The organism is Bacillus sp. KNSH39 (assembly GCF_052656585.1).
This window is the reverse complement of the sequence record NZ_JBQXYO010000001.1, coordinates 50066-67852: the sequence shown is the minus strand read 5'-3', so window position 1 is coordinate 67852 and position 17787 is coordinate 50066. Positions and strand designations below refer to the sequence as shown.

Annotated in this window: 20 protein-coding genes and 1 pseudogene; 6 read left to right on the top strand and 15 right to left on the bottom strand. The window is 33.6% G+C overall.

What is annotated here, in order from left to right; genetic code table 11:
• Positions 1–43 precede the first annotated feature (43 nt).
• Positions 44–646: an HD domain-containing protein gene (locus ACUL40_RS00315; RefSeq protein ID WP_000400752.1), complete on the top strand. Its 603-nt coding sequence runs from the start codon at positions 44–46 to the stop codon at positions 644–646.
• Positions 647–673: 27 nt separating this feature from the next.
• Here ACUL40_RS00315 and hfq read toward each other — a convergent pair whose 3' ends face one another.
• On the bottom strand, positions 674–862 hold the full coding sequence (gene hfq / locus ACUL40_RS00310; RefSeq protein ID WP_025688342.1) for an RNA chaperone Hfq: 189 nt from the start codon (positions 860–862) through the stop codon (positions 674–676).
• A gap of 53 nt (positions 863–915) precedes the next feature.
• Positions 916–1134 carry an aspartyl-phosphate phosphatase Spo0E family protein gene (locus ACUL40_RS00305; RefSeq protein WP_000291688.1) on the bottom strand — a complete coding sequence of 73 codons (219 nt, stop codon included), beginning with the start codon at positions 1132–1134 and terminating at the stop codon, positions 916–918.
• A gap of 232 nt (positions 1135–1366) precedes the next feature.
• On the opposite strand from ACUL40_RS00305, the gene ACUL40_RS00300 reads away from it, so the two are divergent.
• From ACUL40_RS00300 to ACUL40_RS00290, 3 genes and pseudogenes are all read left to right on the top strand, one after another.
• Entirely contained in the window at positions 1367–1486 is a 120-nt protein-coding gene (locus ACUL40_RS00300) for a YjcZ family sporulation protein (RefSeq protein WP_000120179.1), read from the top strand.
• Between the two features lie 140 nt (positions 1487–1626).
• Positions 1627–2229: pseudogene (locus tag ACUL40_RS00295) on the top strand (MFS transporter); the annotation flags it as partial.
• A gap of 221 nt (positions 2230–2450) precedes the next feature.
• Entirely contained in the window at positions 2451–3176 is a 726-nt protein-coding gene (locus ACUL40_RS00290) for a sulfite exporter TauE/SafE family protein (protein WP_046392533.1), read from the top strand.
• Between the two features lie 375 nt (positions 3177–3551).
• Here the strand turns inward: ACUL40_RS00290 and nfsA are convergent, their stop codons facing one another.
• From nfsA to ACUL40_RS00275, 3 genes are all read right to left on the bottom strand, one after another.
• Positions 3552–4286, bottom strand: a complete 735-nt coding sequence (gene nfsA, locus ACUL40_RS00285; RefSeq protein WP_445423047.1) for an oxygen-insensitive NADPH nitroreductase — start codon at positions 4284–4286, stop codon at positions 3552–3554.
• A gap of 172 nt (positions 4287–4458) precedes the next feature.
• On the bottom strand, positions 4459–4776 hold the full coding sequence (locus tag ACUL40_RS00280; RefSeq protein WP_000678038.1) for a DUF4870 domain-containing protein: 318 nt from the start codon (positions 4774–4776) through the stop codon (positions 4459–4461).
• A gap of 146 nt (positions 4777–4922) precedes the next feature.
• On the bottom strand, positions 4923–5501 hold the full coding sequence (locus ACUL40_RS00275) for a YdcF family protein (RefSeq protein WP_000727394.1): 579 nt from the start codon (positions 5499–5501) through the stop codon (positions 4923–4925).
• Positions 5502–5661: 160 nt separating this feature from the next.
• Here ACUL40_RS00275 and ACUL40_RS00270 point away from each other — a divergent pair, with 160 nt between their 5' ends.
• The gene (locus ACUL40_RS00270) at positions 5662–6327 is read left to right on the top strand and encodes a DUF421 domain-containing protein (protein WP_000923927.1); all 666 of its coding nucleotides are present in this window, start codon (positions 5662–5664) and stop codon (positions 6325–6327) included.
• 36 nt (positions 6328–6363) lie between these two features.
• On the opposite strand, the gene ACUL40_RS00265 is transcribed toward ACUL40_RS00270, so the two are convergent.
• The 3 genes from ACUL40_RS00265 to ACUL40_RS00255 all read right to left on the bottom strand — a co-directional run bounded on the left by ACUL40_RS00265 (position 6364) and on the right by ACUL40_RS00255 (position 10459).
• Positions 6364–7719, bottom strand: a complete 1356-nt coding sequence (locus ACUL40_RS00265) for an MATE family efflux transporter (protein ID WP_000388399.1) — start codon at positions 7717–7719, stop codon at positions 6364–6366.
• Between the two features lie 142 nt (positions 7720–7861).
• On the bottom strand, positions 7862–8692 hold the full coding sequence (locus ACUL40_RS00260; protein WP_000925935.1) for a MerR family transcriptional regulator: 831 nt from the start codon (positions 8690–8692) through the stop codon (positions 7862–7864).
• 93 nt (positions 8693–8785) lie between these two features.
• Entirely contained in the window at positions 8786–10459 is a 1674-nt protein-coding gene (locus ACUL40_RS00255; RefSeq protein WP_000645618.1) for a ribonuclease J, read from the bottom strand.
• 331 nt (positions 10460–10790) lie between these two features.
• On the opposite strand from ACUL40_RS00255, the gene ACUL40_RS00250 reads away from it, so the two are divergent.
• On the top strand, positions 10791–11954 hold the full coding sequence (locus ACUL40_RS00250) for a cation:proton antiporter (RefSeq protein WP_000393901.1): 1164 nt from the start codon (positions 10791–10793) through the stop codon (positions 11952–11954).
• 62 nt (positions 11955–12016) lie between these two features.
• Here ACUL40_RS00250 and ACUL40_RS00245 read toward each other — a convergent pair whose 3' ends face one another.
• The 7 genes from ACUL40_RS00245 to ACUL40_RS00215 form a co-directional block, all read right to left on the bottom strand.
• A complete protein-coding gene (locus tag ACUL40_RS00245; protein ID WP_000417068.1) occupies positions 12017–12295 on the bottom strand; it encodes a DUF3986 family protein in 279 nt (92 codons plus the stop codon).
• Positions 12296–12359: 64 nt separating this feature from the next.
• The gene (locus ACUL40_RS00240; protein WP_000850962.1) at positions 12360–13709 is read right to left on the bottom strand and encodes an aspartate aminotransferase family protein; all 1350 of its coding nucleotides are present in this window, start codon (positions 13707–13709) and stop codon (positions 12360–12362) included.
• A 191-nt stretch (positions 13710–13900) separates the two neighbouring features.
• A complete protein-coding gene (locus ACUL40_RS00235) occupies positions 13901–15451 on the bottom strand; it encodes a solute symporter family protein (protein WP_001098240.1) in 1551 nt (516 codons plus the stop codon).
• A gap of 2 nt (positions 15452–15453) precedes the next feature.
• Complete coding sequence (locus ACUL40_RS00230) at positions 15454–15795, bottom strand: DUF485 domain-containing protein (RefSeq protein ID WP_000817366.1); 342 nt, start codon at positions 15793–15795, stop codon at positions 15454–15456.
• 222 nt (positions 15796–16017) lie between these two features.
• The gene (locus ACUL40_RS00225) at positions 16018–16647 is read right to left on the bottom strand and encodes a sterol desaturase family protein (RefSeq protein ID WP_059303967.1); all 630 of its coding nucleotides are present in this window, start codon (positions 16645–16647) and stop codon (positions 16018–16020) included.
• 78 nt (positions 16648–16725) lie between these two features.
• Positions 16726–17019: a hypothetical protein gene (locus tag ACUL40_RS00220; RefSeq protein ID WP_000286361.1), complete on the bottom strand. Its 294-nt coding sequence runs from the start codon at positions 17017–17019 to the stop codon at positions 16726–16728.
• 19 nt (positions 17020–17038) lie between these two features.
• On the bottom strand, positions 17039–17782 hold the full coding sequence (locus tag ACUL40_RS00215; protein ID WP_001196841.1) for a LysE family transporter: 744 nt from the start codon (positions 17780–17782) through the stop codon (positions 17039–17041).
• Positions 17783–17787 lie beyond the last annotated feature (5 nt).

Genomic DNA, 17787 nt, shown 5'->3' with positions numbered 1-17787 from the left:
TTCTATATTAGAATTATGGTATGAATAAGTGAGGAGGATCACGATGGAACACAACATTTTACAAGTCATTGCATTAGCAGAAAAACTAAAATATGAAATGCGACATAGCTGGCTTTCCAACGGACGTCAAGAAAGTGTTGCCGAACATACATGGCGCATGTCTCTAATGGCCATTTTAGTTGAACCTTATTTGGATCAAAAAGTAAATATTGAGAAATTACTTAAAATGGTTATTATTCACGATCTAGTCGAAGCCGAAGCTGGTGATATCCCTGCATTTGATACAATGAATAGTCATGACTTACAGCTACAAAAACAAAAAAATGAACTAGAAGCTATTTTAAATATTAAACAAACATTAACAGGTTCTCTCGGTGAGGAATTATATGACTTATGGATGGAGTTTGAAGCGAAAGAAACGTACGAAGCAAAAGTTGCTAATGCACTCGATAAACTTGAGGTGAAAATCCAGCATAACGAAGCTGATATTGATACGTGGCTACCAATTGAACATAAAATGACATTCCAAGTAGCAAAGCATACAAACTTTGATTCTTTCCTATCTAAATTACAAAAAATCATTGAACAAGATGGAGAAAAGAAGTTAATTGCTGCCGGCATTGATGTTGAGGCATGCAAGCAATAATGAAATAAGACACTCAACAAGAGTGTCTTATTTCATTATTGTTGATATAGCCTGCTTATAAATAAGCTGTTGTTTTCCATCCACTAAGATTAAAACTGTAAATTTATCCACTCCAACAATTTCTCCTACTATTCTAACGCCACTCTTTAAGAAAATTGTAACTGTACCTTTTTCTTCTTTTATTTGTTTATACAATTCTTCCTGTAAATGTTCCAATTACTGTCCTCTCCTTTCCGTGAAACATCTTAATATAAAAAACTATAAATTTTTTATTTATGCACTTTGTCTTTTATGTTCATAAACTTATTAATAAGTATATCTAAATCACGACTAAATAACAAAACTTTATCATGATCCAATCCGTGTCTCGCAACAAGTTGAATTAACTCTTTCTTTTTGTTTTCTATTTTATTTTTTAATTGTCCCATCTCCATCTCTATACTAAAACTCCCTTTTCCCATAATATTACTTGTAAAATTATAGTACATATTCTCTCATAAAAAAATAAGAAAATGGTTTTTTTTACAATTTTTTATTTTTTATGCCTAAATTATGAATTACGTAAAGGTTTATTTACAAATCACTAACATGCAATCCTAATGAATCTACAGGCATTTGTCTAATTATAAATGAGACTGGCTCGTTTTCTATACAAAAAACATACTGTATATAGTAGTCCATGAACCATATAGATTAACTTATTAAAAAGGAGGAAAACATATGAGTTATGGTGGAAGTTGCGCTGGTTTCGGCGGTGGATTTGCTTTGCTTATCGTACTATTCATCCTTCTAATCATCATCGGATGTAGCTGTTGGGGTGGCGGCGGATACGGATATTAATATATCCTATCCTTGACAAATGAACGAAAAACTATAGAAAAACAGCTCATATTTGAGCTGTTTTTTTCATACTTTCGTATGAATTTATATCCCTCTTATTTGCGATTTCAACTAACAACATATTGTTTACTATGGAATAAGAAACATTTTTCACTGATATAAAAGGTGGTTATACATACATATTACAAACAAAAATCATTTTAACATTAATTCTTGTCGGCATTTCATGGGGCATTATTGGAGGCGCTTATCAACTACTTCTAACGATCTATGCCGAAAAAATTTTCCATACGAACATTGGGATTTTATATACGGTTCAAGGGGCTGGGCTTATGATAGGAAGCCTTCTCGTTAATCTTTATATATCCCATAATAAAGAAAAAATGAAAAAAGTATTCGGTTGGGCCTACTTATTACAAGGAATTTTCTTTCTCGGATTCATTCTATCCGATCAACTTATTATCGGTATCATTACTTTATTCTGTATGCGTATAGCAGGAGGAATCATCGTTCCACTTGATACGACATTACTTCAAACTTACACACACGAAAATATGATAGGTAAAGTTTTTTCATTCCATTATTCTATTTACGGATCTCTTATTCAGTTATCGATGTTTTTTACAGGAGGGCTGTTAGAAATTCTTTCTCCTCAAATGATTGGCAGTTTATTAGCTACATGCTGTATTTTTGTAAGTTTTATATGGCTGTTCTTGTTTTATCGCGGGGATCTCAGTGAATAAATTAATGATAATCAATACATTTTGATCCCATTCATTATTTGTTTCCCCATAATAAAATTGTTTCAAAATGTAAGTCGGATTTTTTAGTTAAAGAGCCTTATATGGCAATACTATTTGAGAAAAAACTAGATATTTATGTTAAAATACAAATGAGTTTGTGAAATATTGCACTTAAATAATAGACTTTAACTAGTTAAACTTGATTAAATAGGAGGGCTGTTTTGGGTATCACATTCATTTTCGTATGTATTATATTAGTGGCTTCTATTCTGCAAGCAAGTACAGGTTTTGGCTTTTCCATAATGGCAACCCCTTTCTTACTTATGTTATTTCTACCACAAGAAGCTATACAAATAAACATTATTTTATCTTTAATTATTTCCATTTCACTCATTTGGAAAATAAGAATGGACGTTGATTTTGTTCTACTGAAAAGGTTTATTTTTGGAAGTATAGTTGGTGTTCCTTTTGGCATTTTAATTTTCATTTCCGTTAACATAAACACTTTTAAATTAGCAGTTAGCATCCTACTCTTACTATTAACATTATTGCTAATATGCAACGTTAAGGTTAGATCAACACAATCTAGAGATTTCATAGTTGGTGGATTATCTGGTCTTTTAACGACAAGTATCGGTATGCCCGGTCCACCCCTGTTACTTTATTTTACAGGAACTGATACTGAAAAAGAGAAGTTAAGAGCAACTACATTAGCTTTTTATTTGTTTATATATTTCATTAGCCTAGTAACTCAAATACTCTTTACTGGCACAAACAAAACCATTTGGGAATCAAGTTTTTATGCCATTCCAATTGTATTTTTAGGTTTGTTTATAGGTCAAATTATTTTTAAATGGCTTAATCAACGGATTTTTAAAATATTTACGTACATTCTTTTAAGTTGTACAGGGGGTTATCTTCTTATTGAAAGTTTGAACTTGTTATAGAAGATGCTTTAGATTGTGCCATAACAGATATGTTCAAACAAAATTATTGCTGTATTTTCCGGCAGGGTATTCCATATCAAAACTTAAATAACTTTATTGACAGTTTACAATTAGCAATAATCTTTCTTTCATAAGATAAACATTTCAAATCAAATACTAAATAAAACGATAAAAAGCGGCTATTATGCCGCTTTTACTTACTATTGGCATTTCATTCTCATTTTCTATCACTTTTGTAAAAAATTATTAATTTTTATTTCTATGTATATGATAAAAAACAAAATACCTAAGTTCAGAAAGAATAAACAACTTTCTGGCCTTAGGTATTTCTCCTTCCCAAAAAGACAAACCTACATCACAGGTTTGCCTCTTTACTCACTTCTTATTTAATCCTTTTTCACTTAAGAACTCTTTCATATGCATTCTTTTTTCTTTAGACATAAACGAACTCATTGATTCCGTCCATGTTACGTTTTTCTTGTTTGATGATCTTTCTTTATAATACGCGTTCATCGTTTCATCATATTCGTTTAGTAATTCATCATATTTTTGTTCATCATATCCATTTTCATGAAGAATTGCTGCTACCGGTAAACGTGGTTTCACTCCATGATCTTCATCTGGTACGCCGACTGTCATTCCGAATACAGGATATACTTTATCAGGTAAATGAAGCAGTTCACTCACTTCTCTCGGATTATTACGAATACCACCAATATAACAAATACCGTATCCTAACGATTCTGCTGCTAGCGCTAAGTTTTGCGCAAAAAGTGAAGCATCTACTGTCGCAACGATAAAATCTTCTACTCCTTCATGCTTTATCTCGGTACCATGTTTTTCACATGCCATTTCAAGTCGTTTTAAATCTGCACAACAAACAAAGAATGCTGCACAGTCTTTCACGTGACGATTTCCGGATAGCTCTGCTAGTTTAATCTTTAGGTCTTGATCTGTTACATATATAACAGAATAAGCCTGTACAAAATGCGAGGACGCAGCATGCTGCGCAGCTTGCACCATTCTTTCTACTACATCTTTCGGAATAGGTTCTTCTTTATATTTACGAACTGAAACGTGTTGCTCCATTTTATGTATCATCTCATTCATGAAAATCACTCCTTTTTCTCTTCCTAATGAAAAATTAACATATCTTTTTCAATATTCACAACTTATAAGCACAAAAAGAGCAATTCTTTTTGAATTGCTCTTTTTAAAACGTTTATTAATACGGTAAATGAAATTATACCGACAGATTTACATCATATTATTTCTTATCTTATTACGCTGTTTTCAAAACTTTAATACCTTTTACGATATTCCAAATGAAGTAGTAAATTCCTACAAGAATGAACACTGCATATGTGATCATCATTCCAATTCCAGCACCGTCAGATTGATTGAATCCTAAACCGAATATTCCTGATATCGCTAATCCTCCGAATAAAATTGCGTACGGGAAAATATGTGACCAAAATGCTTTTTTCGCGTGGTATTTCACTTCATCTTCCGCAACGAAGTACACGATAATTGGTAGTAAAAATGGTGCAAAAAAGATACTAAAGTAACATAGTGAAGATAGTATATTATTTCCTTTCATCCGACTCACCTCTAAATAGTTTTTGTTATCTTCATTATGTCAGGAATCCATTCTAGAAACTATCGCTTTACCTTTCATTAAGATGACATGTTTGTAAGATTTCCCTCAAAAAATCCCACCTGGACTTTCAGACGGGATTTTTTTCTCTATATTCGATTCATAAACCAATATTGCGTAATGGCTAAATACTCACGTATATTCGATGGAATGACAATTCGCTTTGGTGTTTCGGTCGGAAGACCTTCTAATTGTAACCCTTGCTTAGCTGCTATTTTTTTCGCTCTAAACATGTGGAAATCGTTTGTTACAATCATTCCTTTTTTCATATTGTCCGGAATTAAAGGTTTTGAGAATTTAATATTTTCATCAGTACTCGTTGACTTATCTTCCATTATAATGCGGTCTTCTGCAATTTTTAATTTCATTAATTCATTTTTCATTGCTAATGCTTCTGAAATATCTTCCCCTTTTCCTTTCCCTCCAGATACAATAGCGATTGCTTTATCATGTGATTTCAAATACTCAGCTGCTTTATCAATACGATATTGCAATGAGTACGATGGTTTCGTTCCGTTTACTTTCGAGCCCAATACAATTATATAATCAGCTTCATAGGTCGCATTCATTTGCCCATGCTTATAAATGTTATATTGTAAAAATCCCACATAAACGGCGCAAACCATTATAATTCCTATCATATACTTAATTATTTTTTTCTTTTTCATATCCATATACTCCTATGTTCTTTACTTCTTTCATGATAATATCCATTTATTTGTTTGTATACAGACAAATTCCAATTCAACCTAATTTATCCTCTAGAAAGTAATATTTATATTTCTTTCGGGAACAGTAAGTACAACTTTGCACGAAGGAGTGTCTCTATTGCTTCTCTTTTTATGTAACGTATCGTTCTTTTTTATTTTATTTTTACTATCACTTAAGATGCTCGGTAAATCAGCTTTAGCACAACTAACTCCTCATGATTTTGGTGCTATTATCTTTTTATCTTATTTAGCTTTTCAGGCCATACCAGTCTCTGGTGCTTTGCAAGCTTTTCTCGGTATGCTTGTAATTACATGTTTACATTTAATCCTTACAAAATTAAGCCTATTCAACAAACTAAATCGTTTTATTCTCGGGCACCCTATTATTTTAATTAAACATGGTGACATTATTTTTGAGAATTTACAAAAAAGTAGATATCCAATTGCTGAATTACTTTCTAACCTTCGCGTTGCAGGATATCCAAGTGTTCATGAAATTGAATACGCTATTTTAGAAGCGAACGGCGCTATTAGTATTTTACCAAAAAGAGAACTTGTACCATTAACTCCAAAAGATTTAAACATAGAAGTTAAGTATGCTGGATTACCAATTGCACTTATCGTCGATTCACAAATTCAATATGATAACTTAAAGTTAATACATAAAGATGAAAAATGGTTATATAAAGAATTAAAGGAAAAAGGAATTACAAATATTAAAAACGTTGCCTTTGCTTCTGTTCAAGAAACGGATGGATCTTTTGCGATTAGTTTAAAGGAATAAAAAAATCCCCTTAATTGCTTAAGGGGATTTTCTTCATCATATCGCTTCTTTCTCTCCTGCCATATTTAATGGAACAGGATGTTTCATACGATTCATCGTAAATACGATAATCGCTGTCATTACTTCTGCAACTGGCATAACGAGCCAAATTCCGTTTATCCCAAATAATTTCGGCATAATCCATAACAATGGAATAATAAATAGTAATCCTCGGCTCATTATAATAAGTACTGATTTCTTCGTTTGTCGCACTGATTGGAAATACTCTCCATACACAATGTTATAACCTAAAAATACGTATTGGATAAAGAATAAGCTAATACCTGTTAAGGTTAACTCCAATAATTCTGGAGATTGAACATCAAATAAACCAATGATATATTTCCCGAAGAATAATCCGACAATTATCGCAATGCCTCCGAGGACAACTGCAATTTTCACAGCAAACTTCAATCCTTCACGAAGTCTCTCTGATAAATTTGCCCCATAATGGAAACTAGCAATTGGCTGTAATGCTGCTCCAACACCAAAGAATAATAGTAATGTCATTGCATGAATACTATTCACCATCGCATAGGAAGCTACTCCTACTTCTCCTGCATATTGGACGAATGCGATATTAAAACCAATCGTTACGATTGCAACCGTACTTTCTGCTGTAAAACTTGGGAAACCAATCACCATAATTTGTTTGACAGTATCCCATTCAAAATGGAATTTCGTCCACTTTAAAATACTACTTTTTCTAAAGAAATGAGTTAATAATACAAGGAAACCAATCGCTGCCGAAAGAATAGTCGCTGAAGCAGCACCTGTTACGCCCCATCCAAAGATAAAAATAAAGATATAGTCAAACACTATATTTAATACAGCTGTTACAACAAGACCAGCCATTGCTAAATTAGGATTTCCATCATTTCGTATGAATGTACTTAAAATATTTTCTAAAACGTATATCATTCCAAATGTTAATAATACGTGTAAATAGTCTAACGCATATGGTAGAATCACTTCATTTGCACCAAATAAGTATGCTAAATCTTCTATTCTCCATAAGCAAATAGCCGCTAAAACACCTACGATAACAACTGCTACCGTCATGGATTGAGTAAAAATAGACCTTGCTCTCTCTCGTTTATTTTCACCTAATGCAATGGAGTATAACGTTGCCCCGCCCATTCCGATCCATAATGAAATAGAGAAGAAAATCGAAAATGCTGGAATAGCCACGTTCACTCCTGCTAAACCGTTCGCCCCAACTCCTCTACTAATCATGACCGCGTCAATTACAATATTCACTGACATTAATACCATTCCAAGAACGGCTGGTATTAAATAAGAAATAAATAAGCTTTTTATCGGTTTTTCTCTTAATTTTTCTGTTGCTTCCATACTCTAATATGCTCCTTTTTTTCAACTCTCTTTTCTTAGTTTAAACCTTCAAGTAACTTGAAGGTCAAGAGAGAATTAAAAAAACAGGTAACTGACTTATACTAATGAATGTAAATTTGTAATCAATTCAAAGGTGTTCATCTTATTTTTTTACTACAGGAATTTGAATTTCTGTTACTTGCTCCTCTGGATTTTCTGTTACAGACCAATCAATCAATCCAATCTCAATCGAATCTCCATGTACTTCGTAACCTTCTTTATCAATGTATGTAAGTAACTCCTTGTACGTTGCATCTGTTTCTTCATACGGTCCATGATGATAAGAGCAAGCATATAAACCTTCTTTAATTTCATCTGAAGTATGCACTTCATACGGCATATAATCCAAAAGAATAAATACACTGCTATATGCTTGAAACTCATTTTGCATTAATCCTTTTTTCGCAACAGTTACACCAATATCTCCAGAAAATAAACTATCATCCATTTGCCTCATATTTTTTTGTAACGAATGAATGTAGTACTCAAACATATCATCCGTCGTATTTGGAGCAACCGCAATTGCTGTAATTTTTCGCTGCGGAATCTCTTTAATTACCATTTGTTCAGCTTTTGCTTTTGTTGCTTTCTTAATTAAATGAATTCTATGCTCCATTTTCGCCAAAGCATACTCAATTTCTCTTTGTTTCTTCAGCATCATCTCTTGTTGTTTTTCCAGTAAATTGAGTGCGTATGCTGGATTTCTTTCATCAATATATTTCTTAATTTCCTTTAACGGAATATTTAACTGGCGTAAAAATTTAATCGTATCTAACAGTGAAAATTGATCGATTGTATAATAACGATAATTCGTTTGAGGATCCACAATGGACGGATGAAAAATTCCTTTTTCATCATAATACCTTAATGTAGATTCTGCGATATTATGCATTTTCGCCATTTCTCCAATTGTAAAACGTTTATTTAATAACATCTTTTATTTCCTTCCATTTCTATTTATTTCATTATATGTTCATTTTCTCTTCAAAACAAAAAAGAATTCCCATACGAGAATTCTTTTTTACTATTAAACCTCTATTATTATAGGAAGAATCATCGGCTTTCGTTTTGTATTTGTATATATATACTTCCCTAATGCTTCTCTTACCTCCCTTTTCAAAATACCCCAGCTATTCACATTCTCTTTCTTTAAATTATTAATCGTAATAACAGCTAATTTATTTAATTCTCTTAGAAATTCTTCTGAATCACGGACATAGACAAATCCACGAGAAATAATATCTGGACCTGAAATTATTTCTCCATCCACTTTATTAAAAGTAATAACTATAACAAGCATTCCATCTTCTGAAAGTTGTTTACGATCACGTAATAATGCATTTCCAACATCTCCAATTCCTAATCCATCTACATATATATTTCCTGCCTGTATTCTTCTAGATTGAATTGCCACTTCATTACTTATATCTACAACATCTCCATTACGTACAATAAAGATATTTTCCTTTTCAATACCAATTGATTCTGCTAACAAACTATGGTGGTGTAGCATTCTAAACTCTCCATGAATTGGAATAAAATATTTTGGCTTCATTAATGTAAGCATTAACTTCAACTCTTCTTGATATGCATGACCGGATACATGCACTCCAGTAGAACTACCTGATCCGTAAATCACCTTTGCTCCTAATGCAAATAAATTATCGATAATTCGAGAAACGTTACGTTCATTTCCTGGGATAGGGGTCGCGGCTATAATAACCGTATCTTCTGGTAAAATATCCACTTGTCTATAGTTTCCACTAGCTAAACGCGCTAAAGCTGCCATTGGTTCTCCTTGACTTCCTGTACAAAGTATTGCAACCTGCTTTGGATCTAAACGATTTACCTCATTTGCTTCAATCAACATACCTTCTGGAATATGTAAATAACCTTTCTCTAGAGCAACCTCTACTACATTTACCATACTTCTCCCTAGCAAAGCTAGTTTTCGATTTGTTTTTATACATGCTTCAACTATTTGCTGAACACGATTCACATTAGAAGCAAACGTAGAAATAATTACTTTTCTATTTGCTTTCATAAATATTTCCTCTATCCGTTCTCCTACTGACCTTTCTGATGGAGTAAAACCTGGACGTTCTGCATTTGTGCTTTCAGATAATAAAGCTAGTACACCTTCACTTCCTATTTTAGCCATTTTATGAATATCAGGGTGTTGATTATTTACTGGTGTTAAATCAAATTTAAAATCACCTGTATGTACTACAGTACCTTCTGGTGTATGAAAAACAATACCGAGACAATCCGGAATACTGTGGTTCGTTTTAAAAAAAGTTGCCTTAATAGAACCACAATCAATTTCTGATTCTGAATGAATAACGATTAATTCCGTATCATTTTGAAGATTGTGTTCCTTTAATTTAATTTCAATTAAACCTAACGTTAACTTTGTTGCATAGATTGGTACATTTAGTTGTTTTAAAAAATATGGTATTCCGCCAATATGGTCCTCATGCCCGTGCGTTACTATTAAACCGCGAATTTTTTCTTTATTTTCTTGCAAATATGTGACGTCTGGAATTATTAAATCAATCCCTAATAAACTTTCATCTGGAAATTTAGATCCACAATCAATGACGACAATATCATTTTCATATTGGATAGCATACATATTTTTTCCTATTTCATTTACTCCACCTAAAGCAACAATAGACAAGTTATTTTTTAATGCCTTCAAATTATAAATCCTCCCTTTCACAGTTATAGTTCGTGAAATAGTATGTAGAATTTATTATTTGTAATGGAAAAGGACTTCATACTATTTTATACATATAAAATTCACACACTACTCTTACACCTATATCCCAATAAGACAGCTTCTTCCTCAAAAAGCTCCCATTTTTTCATTGATTTTTTATAAAATCTATTATATATTAATTACAGGTTCAAATTACGAGTTCAAAAGAACTTGTAATCAGACCCTTTTGTTTAATGGGTTTTACATATTTTCATTAGGCAAATTCCGAGAAATCGTATGATAAAATTAAAAATGACGAGGAGAGGATCAGATGGAATTCGAATTTTTCTTTCAAATTGCACTTATTTTATTAAGTACAAAGCTTGCTGGTGATCTTAGTGTTAGATTAGGTCAACCTTCTGTACTAGGTAAATTAATTGTCGGTATCGTTATCGGTCCAGCTGTATTAGGTTGGATTGAAAATTCAGAGCTTCTAACTCAATTAAGTAATGTCGGGGTTATTCTCTTAATGTTTATGGCTGGACTTGAAACAGACTTAGAAGAATTAAACGCAAATCGTAATTCTTCTTTAGCAGTTGCACTCGGAGGTATCATTCTTCCATTCGTAGGTGGTTACGTTTCCGGTCTTGTGATGGGAATGGAACAAGGAAACGCTGTATTCTTAGGATTACTTCTATGTGCGACAAGTGTTAGTATTTCCGTACAAACACTTCGTGATTTAGGTAAAATGAAAACACGTGAAAGTACAACTATGCTAGGCGCAGCTGTATTTGATGACATTCTTGTTGTTATTTTATTAGCATTTGCAATGAGCTTCTTAGGTACTGATGATGTTAACTTAACAATGGTTATCTTGAAGAAAGTAGTATTCTTCGCTTCTATTATTTTAATCGGATGGAAAGGTGTTCCTGCGATTATGCGCTGGTTATCACCACTGCGCGTATCTGAGTCTATCGTGAGCGCGGCTCTTATCATCTGTTTCTCATTCGCATATTTCGGCGAATTATTAGGAATTGCTGGTATTATCGGTGCTTTCGCTGCTGGTATTGCAATTTCTCAAACAAACTACAAACATGAAGTAGAAAAGAAAGTAGAACCAATTGCTTACGCTATGTTCGTTCCAGTATTCTTCGTTAGTATCGGTATGAATATTACATTTGACGGTATCGGCAATCAAATTTGGTTCATCTTAGCATTAACTGTTATCGCTGTATTAACGAAATTAATCGGCTGTGGATTCGGTGCTCGAATGACTGGATTTGACGCTAAGTCTTCTGCAATTATCGGTGCTGGAATGGTTTCTCGTGGTGAAGTTGCACTTATCATCGCAGGAACAGGACTTTCTTCAGGTCTATTGGCACAAGATTACTTTACAGCAATCGTTATTGTCGTTATTTTAACTACAATGATTACACCACCAATGTTAAAATACACTTTTGGTGCAAAAGATAAAGCAATGAAAGCAAGTAAATAAATTTACTATAATAAAAGGAGATTGCTATTTTATAAGATAGCAATCTCCTTTTTGTTTTATCTTTAAACAATCCCGTTCTTTTTTAACCATTTTTCAAAAATAATTCGTGCTTCATCATCATCAATATCATTGCCAAATGAATACACCATAATGCCATAATCATCTATATATTTACCTAGCTTCATTCCCTCCACTTTCTTATAAAAATCGTCTGCCTCATAGTGCGGAATATAAGCATCCCAAACTGGTTCATTTATTCTTTTGTACGCCGTCACTTCTAAATCATATCCGTCTTCATAATATCCGATGTGATAATGTTTGTTAGGATCATATTTCTCCATTAAAAGTCCCCTCCTACTAAACAAGAGCGAGCCTTATATTACAGCTCGCTCCTCTCTCTATTTATTAAATACGCTCCATCGCTGTCTTCAACGTTCCAACAACGAAAGCAATCTCTTCACTTGAAATAACAAGAGGCGGCGCTAATGTTAAAACGTTATTATATCCTGCTGTTGTCATACCGTTTCGTCCTATAATTAAGCCCTTTTCTTTACAAGCATTTACAACACTTGCAATTTTGTCGTTATCAATTGGCTCTTTCGTCTCTTTATCATTTACTAATTCAATTCCAACTAATAGACCTTTTCCTCTAATATTCCCAACAAGCGGATGTTCCCCAATTTCATCTTTTAGTTGCTCTAATAAAAGGGAACCCATTTGCGCAGATCGCTCGATTAAATTTTCATTTTCCATAATCTCTAAGTTTTTAAGTGCTAATGCACAAGCTGCTGGATTTCCACCAAATGTATTAATATGGCGGAAAAATTCATATTCTCCTTTACCTTTAAAAGCCTCATATATTTCTTTTTTCACAGCTGTTGCAGATAATGGTAAATATGCGCTCGTAATGCCCTTTGCCATTGTAATAATATCTGGCTTCACATCATAATTCATAAAACCAAATGCTTTTCCTGTACGACCGAAACCGCAAATTACTTCATCACTAATAAGCAAGGCACCGTGTTTTTGACACGTCTCATGAACAGCTTTCATATAGTCTTGTGGTGGCATTAATATGCCCCCGCCTGTAATAATTGGTTCCATAATAAAAGCGGCAATTGTTTCACTTAATTCCCACGTCATAACACGATCGACTTCTTTCACACATTCTACATCATAAATATGCTGCCCTTCAATTTCAGGCATACGGTAACAATCCGGTGGTGTTACGTGTAAAAAACCTGAAGCAAACGGCTCATACTGATATCTACGCTGCGCTTGTCCCGTCGCTGCCATTGTCGCCATTGTATTCCCGTGATACCCACGGTAACGTGACATAAATTTATAACGATGTGGTTCACCTTTTTGAGCATAGTATTGCCTTGCTATTTTAAAAGCTGTTTCGTTCGCTTCTGAACCACTATTTGAGAAGAAAATAACATACTCTCCCCCAAGCCACTCATTTAACTTTTCAGCAAGCTTTATAGCTGGCTCATGGGATTGTGACATTGGAAAGTATGATAATGTTTGTAATTGCTTATAAGCCGCTTCTGCGAGCTCTTTTCTTCCATATCCACTATTGACACACCAAAGGCCACTCATACCATCTAAATATCTTTTTCCTTGTATATCTTCAACCCAGCACCCTTCAGCTTTTGCCCCTACCATTGTACTATTTGGACTAAAGGGACGCATTCCGTGCCAAACATATTGCTCATCTTTTGCTAATAATTCATCAGTTTGCTTCGTTTTCATCATTACTTCCACCTTCCATAACAACTTATTTTTCACAAAAGCTGCGCTGGTGCCATGATGACTTAAATTTCTCCCTGCTATTTTCATTCCACAAAATTAAGACAAATCCTACTTACAAATCAGTAATATTTACAAGAAAATGACAAAAGAAAAAAGAGCTTTTCTTATCTATCGAAAAGCTCCTCTTTTATTTAATGTGAAGACGCATCGCTAATGCCATGACCAGTATTAGATTTCACTAGAATTTCATCAAATTTCGCTTCATCTTCTTTCTTACTAGATAAAACCGTTCCTAAATATGCTGCAAGAAATCCGAGTGGAATTGAAATAATTCCTGGTGTCGTATATGGGAATAACGCTTCCCCAACAAAAATAGCTTTTCCAGCTACAGGGTTCCAAACATTCGGACTCAACGCTACGAGAACAATTGCTGATACGAGACCTACAATCATACCCGAAATAGCACCCGTTGTATTAAAACGCTTCCAATATATTGTAAATAAAATTACTGGTAGATTTGCACTCGCTGCAACTGCAAATGCTAATGATACTAAAAATGCTACGTTTAATGTTTGGGCAAATAATGCAAGTATGATAGATAGTATCGCTACTCCAATAGATGCATAACGAGCCATGGATACTTGCTCTTTTTCCGTTGATTTTCCTTTACGAATGATTTCATTATAAAAATCATGAGCGAATGCTGATGCTGCTGTTAATACAAGACCTGCCACTACAGCCAAAATGGTTGCAAAAGCAATTGCTGATACGAAAGCAAATAAGAAGTCTCCACCTAACGCTTTGGCTAATAAAGGTGCCGCCATATTACCAGCTGGGTTCGCTTTAATAATCGCTTCATTTCCTACAAACGCTGCCGCACCAAATCCTAAGAAAATCGTCATAATATAAAATGCACCAATTAACCACGTCGCATATACGACAGATTGACGTGCAGTTTTTGCATCACGTACTGTAAAAAAGCGGACAAGTATATGTGGTAATCCAGCTGTACCAAGTACTAGTCCTAAATTTAAAGAAAGTGTATCAAGACCATCCTTATACTTTACACCTGGATTTAAAAATGAATCTTTTAAAGGTGTAGCTGTTTTCATTTGAGCGAACATTTCAGTCACGCTGAAGTTGAATTTTGCGAAAACGATAACAGAAATAATAAACGTACCAGCCATAAGTAATACAGCCTTTACGATTTGTACCCAGCTCGTTGCTGTCATACCTCCAAAAATAACATACACCGTCATAAGTGTTCCAACGATTAATACAGATGTCGTATATTCAATCCCTAATAATAATTTAATAAGTGCACCCGCGCCAACTAATTGTGCAATCATATAAAAGATAGAAATCGTCATCGTATTAAGAGCTGCAACTCCGCGAACTTTTTTCGCATCAAAGCGTGCTGCAATCATATCCGCCAAAGTGTACTTTCCTAAATTTCTAAGCGGTTCTGCAACAAGATATAGTACAACTAGATAAGCAACTAAAAAACCGATACTATAAAAGAATCCATCAAACCCAGTTAATGCGATTGCTCCAGCTATACCGAGAAATGAAGCAGCAGACATGTAATCTCCAGCAATGGCCAGACCATTTTGCCAACCAGTTAATCCCCCTCCAGCCGTATAAAATTCACTCGCATTTTTCGTTTTTTTCGATGCAAAATAGGTTATGACGAGCGTACCAAGAACAATAATTAAAAATAGTGCAAATGCAGTAGTATTCAAGTTCAGCCCCTCCCTTTTTGCATATCTTGCAGAATTTTTCGGGAGATTTCATCAAATGATTCTGCTTTTTTGCTATAAATCATACATAGTGCCCATGTCATGATAAATTGGGAAAAAGCAAATACCCACGCCCATGTAACGTCTCCAAATGCAGGTGTATTAAGCACCTTTGAATACGATGTTAGAATAGGTAATGCGATAAAAAAACTAAAAAAGAAAATACTCATTGGAATGATAAACTTCTTTTTCGTATTTAATAACAATTGAAATTCTTCCGACTGAACGACCTCTGTATAATTCACCTCATTTTGCAACTTACGTGCTGACGTATCGTCTCGTTTCATTAACCGATCCCCTCTCTTACTTGAAATACACTTCCCCCTTGCATACCTAAAGACTAAATTTTATAAATATTCAGAAACTTACATTCATTTTAGACAATCCATGCATTCATGCAAAGATTTTTTGATAGACATTTTTCGGCAATTTCCCCCAAATTTTTAATATACTTTTTCAAAATAAAGTGACACTTTACTTATTTATCCTCATTAAGACAAAAGCAGTGCTTAACGCACTACTTTTGTCTTTTTTTCCTTTTCTAAATTACGAGCCGTTTCGCTTAGCTCAACATCTTTTCCGTCTTTCAGTGTTCCAAATATAAAATCGAATACTGGATTTGAAACACCAAACCAAAACTTTTCATTTTTATAATGGTGTAATATATGTTGTTTTTTTAGCCATCTTCCAAACTTAGTGACGGGACGAATCGGTCTATGAGCAATATAATGTTTCCATTCGTAAACGAGCAGCATAATAATCATTCCGATTCCAAATGAAAGTGTAATAGTAAAACTTTTTGTAATACCATATGCTATAAGTAAATATATAGTAAAACTAGGTATACTAAACCATACAGGTAAAAACAAAAGTTTTAAATCATCTGGATATACGTGGTGATCATAATGCAATCTTCTTAACATTTTTAATAGAAATGTGTTTTTAGGTGGCTTTATATGGAATAAAAAACGATGTGTCATATATTCATTAAGTGTATAGAAAACAATCCCAAACATACATGCTAACATGCCAAACCACGTAAAAAATTGCATTTTTAAAATAATAATGAAAACAAATAGAATGCTATACATAATAACGATATCATGTTGTAAAAAGAACTCTTTCCCCACTTTCTTCATCTTGTTTCCCCCTTTTCCCAAAAAACAGCCGCAACATATCGTTACGACTATTTCTTTTCTATTCTTATTCTATTCACTTTACAAATTTGCCTGCTGTTCTATTGTCGAGAAAAAATTGTTTGGTCCAAATATATTTTGCTTCGGAATAATATGCTCCACTGCAAACACTGTTACTTCTCCTCTTTGCACTTCTCCAATAATGAGCCCAAATATTTCATGATTTACTGCAAACGTCGGTTGCTTTGTTTGTAACAATCTTGCAGCATTATGAAATACCGCTTCATATAGTGGATTTCTATCAGTAATTTCTTTTCGGATTTTTGGCGCTAACGTAATTATAATTTCTTTTCCGTCAATAGTGGTTCGATACATAAAAATCTCCCCTTCAATCTTATGTGAACAACTGTAAAGCTTTGTATGCAAAATGTATAGAGTAACCTACTAAAATAATACCTGCTCCGGCTGTTATGTAGCCAAGCGCTTTTGGTTTTAATAAAGTTCTTCCAAAATGTACAGAAAAAGCAATATTTAAATTCCATAAAATAATACCAACAATAATGCAAAGACTGTACAAAAAAGCTTCTTGTTTCGTTACCTTCGTAAGTAATGAGCTAAGTGTACTTCCGTATATACCAAACCAAAAAACAAGATTTAATGGATTGGATATCGCAATTAAAAATCCTGCCATAAACGATTGCTTAAGGCCACCTACCTCTTCTTTTTTATATTCCATATTCGAGTCGAAAATTCCTTGTTTTACACTTTGAAATCCTAAATAAAATAACAAGAAAAAACCCGTGCAATACATGAAGGCTTGTACATATGTATACATAAACACAGAAGATAAACCGAAATAAATGAGAAGCATAAATAAAACATCTGCAGTCATTCCACCAATTCCAACAACCCAAGCGTGCCAAAACCCACGTTCAATTCCTCGTTTTAACATTTCAATATTAATCGGCCCTACTGGCGCAGCTAATGATATACCTAATACGATTTGCTGTATAATTGCTCCAAACATCGCTCTATCCTTTCTACTCTCTTTACTACTAGTTAATGATGTAATTTGAAAAAATAGACTAGCTTTCATAATAAAATACCCTTTTTTATCCAAAATATACAAAAGAGCCATCTAGG